Origin of the sequence: Paenarthrobacter sp. PH39-S1 (genome assembly GCF_030063245.1) — a bacterium.
GTDB lineage: Bacteria > Actinomycetota > Actinomycetes > Actinomycetales > Micrococcaceae > Arthrobacter_M.
The window spans coordinates 17,396-29,526 of the sequence record NZ_JASISR010000004.1 but is presented as its reverse complement, the minus strand read 5'-3'; the positions used below and the strand labels follow the sequence as shown (position 1 = coordinate 29,526).

The window sequence follows — 12,131 nt, the reverse complement described above, 5'->3', positions numbered from 1 at the left end:
ACCCGAAAGCCGGCGACCGCCTTGGCCGAATGACTCTCAGCTGCGTTTTATTGTCGAAATACAAACAAATTCCTGCAGATCCGTGGCTCGAAAGCCCCGCTCAGTGTGGTCCTGGATCTCCATCAAGTCCAAGGGGTTGCTGTCAAGGTGAGGCAGGCGGCGGCACCCAGTAGTTTCTTGCCTGTGTCGGTCAGTGGGACGGTGGGTGGACTGTCGTTGTCCCGGGTGCCGGTGCGCCAATCCACGGTGTTGGCCAGTTGCTCCTGGCCGGCGATCCGGCCGTAGAGTTCGCTGTTCCACTGCCACCGGATGCCGGGCAGCCCGTCGCTATCGCGTGGCCCAACGTCCAGGATCAGTGTGTCCTCCCAATCCCCAACCTGTTCCAGATGGTCCCAGAACCCGAGGATGCCGCCGTTCTCGTCCAGCGAAGTAACGCTGATATCCAACGCGTAACGGCACCCTTTGGCCGCCTCTGGCTCCACAAAGAGCGTGACCAGCGGCACCGGAGAATCCGGCGTGGAAAGCTGCTTGGCCTCGGCATTGATGTCGACGGGACAGTAATGCGCAGCGGTCTGTTCGTGCAACAGCACCGGGATGCCGCGCACCGCCAGCCGCACATCGGCCTGCCAGACGCGGTCCTCCAGGTCCGCCGGTACAAGGCCGCGCAGCCCGACTTCCAGCCGCAGGCCGCCGAAGAAGAAGCACTTCAAATTCTGATAGGTTTCCTCGGAATTGACCAGGCCGTACCGGCCGCTGTGCGAACGGTGAACGTAGGCACGGGCCGAACCGACGACATAGGCGTTACGGATGGCCACCAGACCGTCGCTTTGCACTCCCATGACCGCCGAGGAGAGTCCGTTGGCGACGGCATAATCCCCCGCATCCGTTCCGACGATGCTCAGCACCCGCGCCGCCGGGAATGGACCCACCATCCGTCGGGGGTCCCACTGCCCGGTGCGCGGATCGACGCCATCATCTTCTCCGGCACCCGCCGGCAGCATGTATTCGCGCATATGATCGGGGCTGAAAATGTTCGATCCGTCGGGCCCGAATTTATCCATCAACCAGCCGCCAACTCCGCCGCCGAGTTGTGGATCGATCCCGCCATGCGGGGTGCCGGCGGTGCACAGTTTGGATACGATCTGTTGCGGGTCCGCCATCAGCCGCTGAAGCGCCGTCCGGCAGATCAGGCCACCCATCGAATGCGCCACGAGGTTGACCCGGGGGTACGCCTGCGTCTTGGACCGAACCAAAGAGATGAAGGCCACCAGTCCCTGTGCCGAGGTTCCGATGTCGTACGGTTTGGGGTCATTGCCGAACGATCCGGATTCCTCGTCGTAGAACCGGTAGATCCACACCGAATCCGGGGGCAGTTCGCCCGGGCCCGCGGAGAGCAGAACCTGCTGCTGGCTGCCGGCAACCCAGACGTGATAGCCCTGCTCATTGAGCAACCGCAGCAGCGGCCCTTCGAACTGATAAAACCGGGGCTTGCCCTCCGCTCCGACGCGGATATGCGTCGAGCCCTCATTGAATCCGTAAAACGGGTCGTCCACCGCGACGTCGATGGCGCCCTGGCCCCCCGCGAAGCCACGCACAAAAATGATGGGAAGCCGCTCGTTCAACTGTACTCACCGTCCCGCATCGCCCTAACGTTACGTCATCAGTGTGGCACCGGGCGGCGAAAACGTATAGCAGTTCATGCCTATCCGGCTAGCTCAGCCGGTGCCAACGATTATGGGCACCGTTGAAGTTTGACCACTGTCAGCCAGAATCCCTGCCGAAAACTCGGTGTGTCTCCTAAACGTTTGCCTAACCGGGTAGGCATGCAACAGTCTCTAGACTTCCAAACGTTTCCCACTGCGGGTCGTTGACAACCGCCCGGCGGCGGGCCAGCATGGGCGCACACGGGCAGGATGTCCGGAACGGCACGAGGCGGGGTGGGTCCGGGCGGCGGTCTTGCATCTAATTTTGGCTACCACAATGACGGCAGCACCCTCATTACGATTACGGCGTGGTCCGGAGTGAATCCTGCAGCGACGGCGACACCGGCGTCCGGTTGGAATTCGTGGCCGAGATGTGCGAGGTTATGATGTCCCTGCGCAATTCCCGCAAGGGCGCCAGCTGGAACCCGGGCGGTTCGAACGGGGAGGGACTCTCGCAGTACCTGGCCGAGTTGTTTTACCGGGCCGGCTACTATGACAGCCAGCTGCGGCACGGACCGGGCCGGGTCACCGCTTGGCTTAACGATCCGACTAGGCCGGATTGGGTCACCAGGACCGATCCCGACGACCAGCAGGCCGGACGATACGGCTGCGCCTTCCTTTTCCTGCACTTCCTGCACACGCAAAAGGGATTCGCCGTCAAGGACATCATCACCAAGGGCGGCCCCACCCTCGAAGACACCTACCGGAACCTCACGGGATCATCGGGCGGCTGGAACGAATTCAGCAATCTGGTCAACCGGTTCTTCCCACCCTTCTTCCCGGCGACCGGTCCAATCCGAAGACAGATCACCTATGCGCCGAAACGGTGCAACCTGTTTCCCTTGTTCGACAATTACCGCCGCACGTCCCCCATCGGCACCGAGGAGATTGCCGGGTTTGAATCCTCGTCCCCTGGCGGTGTCGTTGTCATCACTCCTGGTTTGCTGTGCCCAAGGCTGACTACTCCTGGAACTGGGTTGATCCGAACTCGTATCTGGAGTGCACCGTGCGGCCGACGGGCTTCGGCAATCCCGTCGTTTCGTGGGTGATCGATGGTACGGACGTTGCCGGCGGCGGACCGTTGACCGTTTCCGGACCGGTGGACCTCGACCGGGCGGACCTGCCGGGCCAGCCGGTCAGGTCCGTCGGGACCATGACCTTCTCTACTTCGGTCTCCGACGTTTCCGACTCTACGGGTGCGGCGCTGCGGCTCGCACTGTATCCGACCAATCATCCCGGCACCGAGCAGCTGACGGTCGAGACGCGCATCAGCGAACAATACGCCCCCGATGTCCCCCAGTTCGGCAGCGTCAGCTGGACTGCAGGACGACGACGCGGAAATGGCCGATAAGCTCGGCGCCGAGCTGGCGCGCATACTCAATGTCCCGCCGTCGACCCTGCAGGTGCGTGAGGTACCTGAGGTGCGGGCGCAGAATCGCCCGACTGAATAACACGGCGTCCGGTGGAACTGTGAATGACGTTCCCTTGCGTGCAGCTGAAGTGCGTGCAGCTGAAGTGCGTGCAGCTGAATCAGATGTTCTACAGGGCGGTCGACGAACACGTATTTTCCGCCGGTCCGCCATCGGTCGTCGCCGCCTACTGGCCGGGCAAAGGTCCGTCACCGCCGGCAGTCGCCGTAGGTATGCGCAAGCTGAAGCGGCACCCGTCCCCCGCGTTTTCCACCTCAACGCCGCCGTGATGAGCCTGAACTATCCCGGCCACCAGGCTGAGCCCCACGCCCGCCCCGCTGAAGGCGTTCCTGCCGGGGCCGCTGCACCTTCGCCATCCTGTGGTGAACAGTTTCGGCAGGTCCTCAACGGGGATCCCGCCGCATGCGTCCTCCACCACCACCGTGGCCCAGCCGGGCTCCGATTTCACCGCGATGTACACCGTGCTGCCATGCCTGGTGTACATCAAGGCATTCATCATCACGTTCCGCACGGCCCGACCCAGCGAGGCACCATCGACCGCAGCGAGAGTGGACTGCACGCCGTCCCCGTTGACTTCGACATGCCGCCGTTCAGCCAGCGGCGCCAGATCCGCGATGGCGTCACTGACCAGGTCGTACAGATCCATGGTCTCCCTCGTGACCACCATTGTTCCCGCCTGGAACTTGGAGAGCTCCAGCAGATCGTTGACCAGCACCGCCATTTCGTCCACCTGGGCAATGATTTTGCGGTGATAAGCGGAAACGTCGGTCGCCATGCCGTCCTCCAGAGCCTCCGCCATGGCGCGCATGCTGGCCAGGGGTGTGCGCAGGTCGTGCGAGACCCATGCGACCAGTTCCCGGCGCGCGGCTTCGGCGGCCCGTACCCGGCTCCGGGATTCCTCCAGCTTTTCGCTGGTGGATTTCATCTCCGAGGCCAGAGCCGTCAGTTCGGAGCTGACGTTACGCGTTGGCGCCACGGTTTCGCCGCGTCCGATACTCCGGGCGGCGCTGACCAGTGATCGGGTGTTGCGGGCCACCCCCAGTCCCAGAACGACGGCGACCGCGACGGCCGCGACAGACGCGATGCCCACGATGTACCACATCACCTCAAGGTCGTGGGCGGAAATAAACATCGCATTAAATGCACCGATCATTCCCGCCACCATGATGCCTACGGCGGACACCACCACCAGACAGATCTGGACAACGATGGAGGAGCGGCGCAACAACCATTGAAGGAACACCGTGACGGCGCCGATTATGACTGCCCACAGCACCACCAGACGCACAATGGTCACCAGATCGTCAGCTGACATCAGGGGCACCTGCTGCCGCCGTGGAGGGGTCAGCCACGCCGGCGTCGAACCGGTACCCGACTCCCCATACCGTTTTGAGCAACTCCGGTTTTGTTGGGTCTCTTTCGATTTTCTCGCGGACCCTGCGCACGTGCACTGTCACCGTGGAGAGGTCCCCAAAATCCCAGCCCCAGACTCCGCGGATCAGCTGTTCCCTACTGAAAACCTGATGGGGGCGGCGCAGGAAAAATGCCAGCAGATCGAACTCCCGCACCGTTAGAACCAGCGGCCGGCCGTCAGATGTGATGATTCGGGCCGCCGGATTCAGCGCGAAACCGGCCAGTTCCACCGGAGGCTCCGGGCTGAATTCCTTGATGCTTCGCCGCATTACGGACTTGACCCTCAGGACAAGCTCGCGGGGCGAGAAGGGCTTGGTGACGTAATCGTCGGCCCCCATTTCGAGGCCCAGAATGCGGTCATCCTCCGTCGCCAGCGCGGTGAGCAGAATGATGGGCATGTCCATGGTTTCGCGGATTCGTCTGCAGACTTCCGCCCCGTCCAAGCCGGGTAGCATCCGGTCGAGAATGATCAGGTCGGGGGAGTGCGTCTTGGCCAGATGCAGCGCTGTGAAGCCGTCCGCCGCCATGTCCACCAGAAAGCCGGCCTGAGCCAAATAACCGCGGACCACACTGGCGATCATCTCCTCATCCTCCACCAGGAGAATACGGCGCCCGCCAAGATCACCCGGGGTGGCGGAATACTGTGTCGTGTTCACTCGTCCAGCATATGTTCGCGGACCCTTCCTGAGCTGGGTCCAGGAGCCCGTGCCCGGATTCGTCCCGGTTTCGTAAGGAATTCGATGGGCACCGGGACCGAGCATTCTTGTAGGGTCAAGGGGTGAGCAACTTGTTGATTCCGTCGGTCGCTGCCGGCTCCCCGGAAGACCCCGACCGTTCCGGCGGTCCGGGCATGAAGCTCACCGTTGCCGTGATCGCCAAAGCGTGCTTCCCCGGCAAAGTCAAGACCAGGCTGACGCCGCCGTTGGCGGCCGGGCAGGCCGCCGTGCTGGCGCAGATCAGTCTCAGCCAGACGCTGCATACCGTGCGGGGCGTGCCCGCCGGACGCCGTCTGTTGGTCATGGACGGGACGCCGCTGAGCCATGACGCTGCCGGCTTCGACGTCGTTGCGCAGGGCTCCGGCGGACTGGATGAACGGCTCGCGGCCATCTGCGACATGGCCGACGGCCCGCTGCTGATTCTGGGCATGGACACGCCGCAATTGACGCTGGCTCTGCTGGCGCCGCTGCTCGAAGACTGGAGCCGGCCCCGGCCCCACCATCACGCCTGGCTGGGACCGGCGAACGATGGCGGCTTTTGGGCCCTGGCACTGTACGTTCCCGTCGGTAATCTGATCCGGGGCGTGCAAATGTCCACCCGCCACACCGGCCGGGACCAGCTGGCCCGGCTGCGCCACGCCGGCCTCGATGTGGGCCAATTGTGCGCCCTGAGCGATGTCGACACCTTTCCCGCCGCCCTCGAAGCCGCGGCGGATTGTCCCGGGACTCCGTTCGCCGCCGCCGTGCTGGCCGCGGCAGGCACGGTCCTGCCGGATCACCGAATTTCACCGCGTGATGATGATGCTTTCCGGGAGGACGTGGCATGAACGCAGTCACCAGCCCGGCCGGAACTTCCGCCCAATACCGTGGGCGGCAACTTTTCGGCCAGGGTGCCCACGAACCGTATGCCTGCGCGCTGCACCACGGGCTGGGAACGCTGACGTTGCGGCCGCAGACGGAAGGCTCAGGCATCGGGCCCGTCCATTTCAAGGTGCAGGACTGGTGCGGGCCGGCCAGCAGCGGCGAAGTGGCGCTGCTCCGTTCCTCCCGCGGGCCCGTCCTTGACGCGGGCTGTGGCCCGGGGCGGATGCTGGCGGCTGCCTCTGCCCTCGGCCTGATAGCCGTTGGGGTGGATACCAGTATCGAGGCCGTCACTCGGGCCCGGTCCCGGGGCGCCATGGCACTCAACCTCTCTATCTTCGATCCGTTGCCGTACGAGGGCTTCTGGGGCACGGCGTTGCTGCTGGACGGAAACATCGGCATTGGCGGCGACGTTCCTTCCCTGCTGCGGCGGGTGGCGCAACTGGTGCGCGCCGACGGCAGCGTCCTGGTCGAGGTCGATCCACTGGAGGCCCTGGATATCAGCTATCGGGCCGTACTGCACGGAGCGGGCAGCCGCCCCAGCGAGGCCTTCCCGTGGTCGCGCGTCGGTTCAACGGCCTTGGCTTGCCACGCGGCCGCGGCCGGCTGGCGAATCGTGAAAACCAGCATCATTGATTCGACCAGCCGCCCTGCCACAAACGTCACCTGTCCAGCCGGCAGGAAAGCCTCAACCGGTAGCGCCGGTGCCCCCACCACCGTGGTTGAGGACCGGCTGGTGTGCCGGTTGGTGCGCCGGATATAACGGTCGACGGCGGCGGACGGCTGCAGCCGTCAGCACCTTGAGCGCCGGCAACGGCTCAGTGGCAGCGCTGCCACATCGGCATTGTAGCACATCTTATTGGAAGTCCTTAATCCTTGATCAGATGAGCGGAACCGGTGACGGGCTCACAGCGGATGTGAATCTGCGCACTAAACAATTTCGGCAGACGGGACCGCAGGCCGAACCTGTCCCAACTGGAAAATCAGCTGTTCGATGCCGTGGGACGGGGTAATCTGGCACATTGACGCCGCCACGTCACCGGAGGGTCCGCCGTCTGCCTGCTGATGTAGCCGACCTGTTCGACCGTCGCGGCGCCGTAGCGGCACCGTCGTCGGTGAAATGATAGGGCGGTGGAGCAAACAACTCTGTTGAATCTCGGCCCGGTGAGCTGGATCCTGCTGGCAGTACTGCTGGTTTGGGCCGCAGCTATCTGGCGCTTTGCCCTGCAACGGCAGTTCCATGACGTGCTGCTGGCCGGGCTCAGAGCCTTGCTGCAGCTTGCTGTGGTGGCGCTGCTGATCTCCCAGTTGTCCAGACAACCGGCCCTCGCGCTCCTGTTCGTTGCGCTGATGTTACTGGTGGCTGCGTGGACGTCCGGGCATCGAATCGCGCCCGCAGGGCGTTGGTGGCTTGCCTGCATACCCATTGCCGCCGGCGTGCTGCCAACGGGAGCCCTCATGGTCCTTTCCGGAGTGCTGCCGTGGAATGCGTTGGCGCTGATAGCCGTGTTCGGACAGCAGATCGGTGGGGCCATGTCCACCACGACGCTGGCAGGCCGCAGGATCGAAGCCGAGTTGACGGGCCGCCGCGGTGAGGTCGAAGCCGCTGTGGCCCTTGGCTTCACGTGGCCTGCGGCCAGGCTGATGGTGGCCCAGCCGATCGCCGGTGAGGCCGTCGTGCCCAGCCTGGATCAGACTCGGACGGCGGGGGCTGTCACCCTTCCCGGCGCCTTTGTTGGCCTCATCCTCGGTGGTGCCAACCCCCTCGACGCCGGACTGATCCAACTTCTGGTGCTTATTTCGCTGCTCGCCGTGAACACGTCGGCGGCATGGCTCACGCTCGCCCTGAGCAGCCGAGGGGCCTGGCATCCGGAACCGTCCGAGCCTATCGGGGCGGGCGTGGGTGCTGAATCCTGAGTGCCGACGCTAAAGGACCTGCGTCCGGTTGGCTACGGTTTTGCCCGGGCGAAACGAATGTGCGCGACGGATTCGGACCCGACGAATTCGACAGCGCCGCCGCCGAGTCTTACGTCCCCACCATTGGCGGAGTTACACGCCCTCTCAAGCACCGCTTCGATTCCGTCGTCAACGAAGTGAAACACCGTCCCGCCCCGCATGTCGATTGATGGGCGCGGATGATGCGTGCGGACAAATACCGGGTGGTGGTACGGCGGCTCGTCCCCCCACCAGCCGGTCCACTCATTGCTGTTCCAGGGCCCGCGGTGGGGACCGAACATGATCCGTTCCATGATTGTTGCACCGATTCCCTTATCACCTTCTGCCAGGAACCCGTCGTCGAGGCCCGTGGTACCGCCGTCGAGGCCCTGCATTTGACGGCCGTAGCGGGTTGCGAACACCCACTCATGGAGCCCGGCACCACCCGCACCCATGGGATTCTCCAGGTCTTGAGGCGCCCCGGCAGCATACCCGTCCAGCGAGATGGCAAAGTTATGCACGCGCAGTTTCGGTACAGTTCCCCCCTATCCACAGTGCCTCCCCTATCCATAGTGCCTCCCCTATCCATGGCGACCGCCGCCGGCTGACCCCGGCGCGGAGGATTGATCTGTTCCTACCGGAGGACCGTGCGCCCGGCGCGGGCCATCTACAGGGCCTGGACCAAAAACAAGCGGCTTAACCCGCCGAACGGTCCACATCCTTGCGGGTAAACGCGAGGTATCCGACCAGGACGAGGATCACCGCCGACAAGCCAAGACTCACAGGTCCGGCACCCCAGTTGAGCCCACCCCGCTGCTGCGATACGGCCATCCAATCCGCAAAGGAAGCGCCGAGCGGTCGGGTCACGATGTAGGCGGACCAAAAGGCCAGGATGGGATTGGGCCGGAATCGACGGTGCGCCACGGCTGGGACCGCGATCACGAAGGTGAACATCATCCCCGAGCCGAGGTACCCGAGGTTCAGCGACATCGCGGTCATGTCCCCCACGGCGGTGCCCAGCGCGAAGGTGATCAGAATGGACGCCCAGTAGTAGCCTTCGCGGCGTCGGGTGTGGATGCTGTGGATCGAGAGCGTCTTCTCGCTGCGGTGCCAGAGCAGGAAGACAGCCAGCAGCGCGATCGAAAAGAAAACGGTGGAGGCAACGTAGGGAATGCCCAACCCGATGTGCAGGACATCGGCAGCCATGGTGCCGAAAACGCTGACCATGACGACTGCGGGCCAGTAGATCCACGCGACATAGCACCGCACCGCGAACTGCAGGACCAGTGCGGCGGCAAACGCGGCGCCTCCGATGGCCACCGCCGCCAGGGGTGGAAGCTGGTGCACCAGATAATCCGATGTCGTCTCACCCATGCCCGTCGTCAGGACTTTGATCAGCCAGAAGTAGACTGTCACGTCCGGTACTTTGCTGGCGGCCCGTCGATATTTGGGTTTCCATGAGACCGCGGTGGCCTCCGTCTGTCCCCGTAGCAGCGATTCACCCATGTGCGGGTCCTTCCGGTCTGGCATAGGCGGCGTCAGTTCGGCCGCAGGGAGTTCCCTTCGGATCTTCCAGCATTGCAGTATTGTCCTGAGGCCATCCTGAGAGACCGTTTGTGCATTTGCCGCCCCTATGCACATTCTTGAGTCATGAATCCGTCCCGCTCCGCGCGCTTTTCCGGTTTCCGCGCGGGCGGCACGAGGTGGGGCGTGCGGAAACGCGCGACGGCGGCGGCCGTCGTCGCCGTCGCCCTGGCCTTGCTTGTCGGCGGGATCACGCTGCTGGTGCTGCTGCAGACATCGCTGATCGCCTCCACCGAAGCCGCCTCCCGGAGCACGGCCGCAGACCTGACAGCGCGGATCAGGGACAACGGCCTGCGCGACGCTGTGCAGTCGCTCCCCGAGCTGGCGCACAGCGGCGAATATGTGCAGATCATCGGTCCCTCCGATACCGTCGTCGGCTCTTCGGAGACCGCCTCCAACACCATACCGCTGACCTCCCTGCGTCCGGCAGCCGGCCAGACGCTGACCCAGGACGTCTCCAGTCTGCAAAGCCTGGGGGACCCGGATGATTTCCTGCTGGTCGCGACCGGCGTCCGGCTGAGCGGCGGCGTGTACACCATAGTAGTGGCGGCCACGGTCCAGGTGCAGGTGGACACGGTGACCACGGTCGGCTGGTTTATGCTCGGCGCAACACCGCTGTTGCTGATCATCGTCGGCGTTTCCGTCTGGGTTTTGGTGGGCCGTTCCCTGCGCCAGGTCGAACGGATCCGCGGCCAGGTGGCACTCATCGACGGGCGCCGGCTCGATGAGCGGCTGGACGTTCCGCCGACCAACGACGAGATCCAGGCACTGGCTACGACGATGAACACGATGCTTGATCGGCTGCAGACCTCGGACCGGAAACAGCGCCGGTTCGTTTCCGACGCCAGCCATGAACTGCGCAGTCCGCTGGCCACGCTCAGCGCCAGCGTCGAAATAGCCTCGGCGGATCCCTCCGGCTCTGCCTGGCTGCAGATGCAGGATGTGTTATCCGGAGAGACGGCGCGGATGCGCTACCTGGTGGACGATTTACTGACGCTCGCCAAGGCCGACGACGGCGGACTCCGGACCGCCGCCGAAGACGTGGATCTCGATGACATTCTCGACACCGAGGTCCGCCGCCTGCGCTCCACCAGCGGCCATCGCATCGTCGTCGACGCAGTGCCGGCCCGAATCACCGGCGACGCGCAGCGGCTCGGGCAAGTGCTGCGCAATGTCTTGGACAATGCGGACCGGCATGCCCGCGCCGGCATCAGCATCAAGCTGATCACCACGCCGGACGCGACGGTGGTGCAGATCGACAACGACGGCGATCCGGTCCCGGCGGCAGACCGGCTGCGGATCTTTGAACGGTTCGTTCGTCTGGATGAAAGCCGGTCCCGCGAAAGCGGAGGCAGCGGGCTGGGGCTGGCCATTGCGGCCGGGATCATGGCCGCCCATCACGGCACGATTACCGCCAAGGAAACAAACACCGGGCACTGCCGGTTTGAACTGGTTCTTCCGCCGCCAGCTCCGCCGTAGCCGCGCTTCCCGCAGGCGCGCGCGGTCCAGAATCCAAGCCGCCGGTCTTCTCAGCCTTTACTCAGCCCGGATCCCTCACACTGTCAGTAAGTGGAACGCCGCGCCGTCACTTCCACCCGTGAGGTGCGTTTCTCCTCGTGCGGGCATGTCTCCACGCGACCGGCATGTCAACGCACGACCGGCATGTCAACGCACGACCGGCATTTCAACGCACGACACAGTCAGGAAACTACACATGCATGGCTCCCCGCACCGCGCCTACCCGCTGACACCCCGCTTCCGGTCCTGGTGGTGGCTGGTCCTTGCCGCCGCCGTCGCCGTTCTGACGCTGATCGCTGGACTGATCGCCAAATCCTATGGAAGGACGACTCCGGAAATCGGCGTCGACGTCGCGCTCAGCCACGGCCGCAACGGTGCCCTGACTGGACTCAGCCAGGACATCAATGTCGGGATCGGACCGGTCGGGGCTGTCATCCTGCTGGTCGCCATCTGTCTGCTGCTGCTGATTCTGCGGCGCCGACTGTGGCCGGCCGTGGCCTTCGGTTTGATCGTCAGCGTTGGATGGCTGAGCACGGAGATTGGCAAAATCATGGTGGGCCGGCTCCGGCCACCGGTTGATCTGGTGCATTCACTGGCCCCCGAAACAGGATCCGACAGCTTCCCTTCCGGTCACACAGCCTTTGCCGTTGCACTCGTCTGGGCCTTCGTCGTCGTCGTCGGGCGGACGCAGACGCAAAAGGCCGCGATGCTGGCGGCGGGAGTCATATTCGTTGCGCTGGTGGCCTTTTCCCGCCTCTACCTCGGCGTTCACTACCTCAGTGACGTGATTGGATCGGTGTTCATCAGCAGCGCTGCGATTCTCGCCCTGTTGACCCTGTGGACCAACCTTTTGATGCCCCGGAAGACCGCTGCCGCCGAACCCGGTGCGCTGACTGCCGCACCGGACTGAAGCCTACGGAACGGCCGTCCCGCGCCCCGCGGCCAACATTTTGTTCCCATCCCGCCCTCTG

Annotated in this window: 12 protein-coding genes; 7 read left to right on the top strand and 5 right to left on the bottom strand. The window is 64.3% G+C overall.

Annotated elements, in window-relative coordinates:
• Positions 1-122 precede the first annotated feature (122 nt).
• A complete protein-coding gene (locus QMG52_RS03800) occupies positions 123-1,622 on the bottom strand; it encodes an esterase/lipase family protein (protein ID WP_283559105.1) in 1,500 nt (499 codons plus the stop codon).
• Between the two features lie 389 nt (positions 1,623-2,011).
• Between QMG52_RS03800 and QMG52_RS03795 the strand changes: the two genes are divergently transcribed.
• The gene (locus tag QMG52_RS03795) at positions 2,012-2,752 is read left to right on the top strand and encodes a hypothetical protein (protein ID WP_283559104.1); all 741 of its coding nucleotides are present in this window, start codon (positions 2,012-2,014) and stop codon (positions 2,750-2,752) included.
• Positions 2,749-3,054, top strand: a complete 306-nt coding sequence (locus QMG52_RS03790) for a hypothetical protein (RefSeq protein WP_283559103.1) — start codon at positions 2,749-2,751, stop codon at positions 3,052-3,054. Before QMG52_RS03795 ends, QMG52_RS03790 begins: the two co-directional genes overlap by 4 nt.
• A 245-nt stretch (positions 3,055-3,299) precedes the next feature.
• Here QMG52_RS03790 and QMG52_RS03785 read toward each other — a convergent pair whose 3' ends face one another.
• Positions 3,300-4,448, bottom strand: coding sequence for a sensor histidine kinase (locus QMG52_RS03785; RefSeq protein ID WP_283559102.1), 1,149 nt, complete (start codon positions 4,446-4,448; stop codon positions 3,300-3,302).
• Positions 4,438-5,202: a response regulator transcription factor gene (locus QMG52_RS03780; RefSeq protein WP_283559101.1), complete on the bottom strand. Its 765-nt coding sequence runs from the start codon at positions 5,200-5,202 to the stop codon at positions 4,438-4,440. Before QMG52_RS03780 ends, QMG52_RS03785 begins: the two co-directional genes overlap by 11 nt.
• A gap of 122 nt (positions 5,203-5,324) precedes the next feature.
• Here QMG52_RS03780 and QMG52_RS03775 point away from each other — a divergent pair, with 122 nt between their 5' ends.
• The 3 genes from QMG52_RS03775 (at position 5,325) to QMG52_RS03765 (ending at position 8,040) form a co-directional block, all read left to right on the top strand.
• A complete protein-coding gene (locus QMG52_RS03775) occupies positions 5,325-6,089 on the top strand; it encodes a TIGR04282 family arsenosugar biosynthesis glycosyltransferase (RefSeq protein ID WP_283559100.1) in 765 nt (254 codons plus the stop codon).
• Positions 6,086-6,886, top strand: a complete 801-nt coding sequence (locus tag QMG52_RS03770) for a class I SAM-dependent methyltransferase (protein ID WP_283559099.1) — start codon at positions 6,086-6,088, stop codon at positions 6,884-6,886. The genes QMG52_RS03775 and QMG52_RS03770 overlap by 4 nt, the downstream gene beginning before the upstream one ends.
• Positions 6,887-7,254: 368 nt before the next feature.
• Entirely contained in the window at positions 7,255-8,040 is a 786-nt protein-coding gene (locus tag QMG52_RS03765) for an ABC transporter permease (protein ID WP_283559098.1), read from the top strand.
• Positions 8,041-8,072: 32 nt separating this feature from the next.
• Here QMG52_RS03765 and QMG52_RS03760 read toward each other — a convergent pair whose 3' ends face one another.
• Positions 8,073-8,579 carry a dihydrofolate reductase family protein gene (locus tag QMG52_RS03760; protein ID WP_283559097.1) on the bottom strand — a complete coding sequence of 169 codons (507 nt, stop codon included), beginning with the start codon at positions 8,577-8,579 and terminating at the stop codon, positions 8,073-8,075.
• 175 nt (positions 8,580-8,754) lie between these two features.
• Positions 8,755-9,564 carry a COG4705 family protein gene (locus QMG52_RS03755; protein WP_283559096.1) on the bottom strand — a complete coding sequence of 270 codons (810 nt, stop codon included), beginning with the start codon at positions 9,562-9,564 and terminating at the stop codon, positions 8,755-8,757.
• 204 nt (positions 9,565-9,768) lie between these two features.
• On the opposite strand from QMG52_RS03755, the gene QMG52_RS03750 reads away from it, so the two are divergent.
• Entirely contained in the window at positions 9,769-11,121 is a 1,353-nt protein-coding gene (locus QMG52_RS03750; RefSeq protein ID WP_283559095.1) for a sensor histidine kinase, read from the top strand.
• Between the two features lie 235 nt (positions 11,122-11,356).
• Entirely contained in the window at positions 11,357-12,070 is a 714-nt protein-coding gene (locus QMG52_RS03745; protein WP_283559094.1) for a phosphatase PAP2 family protein, read from the top strand.
• Positions 12,071-12,131: the final 61 nt, after the last annotated feature.

Coding starts and splice junctions, on each gene's coding strand:
- QMG52_RS03785 (WP_283559102.1), bottom strand. CDS start 4,448: ATGTCAGCTGACGATCTGGTGACCATTGTGCGTCTGGTGGTGCTGTGG.
- QMG52_RS03745 (WP_283559094.1), top strand. CDS start 11,357: ATGCATGGCTCCCCGCACCGCGCCTACCCGCTGACACCCCGCTTCCGG.
- QMG52_RS03755 (WP_283559096.1), bottom strand. CDS start 9,564: ATGGGTGAATCGCTGCTACGGGGACAGACGGAGGCCACCGCGGTCTCA.
- QMG52_RS03770 (WP_283559099.1), top strand. CDS start 6,086: ATGAACGCAGTCACCAGCCCGGCCGGAACTTCCGCCCAATACCGTGGG.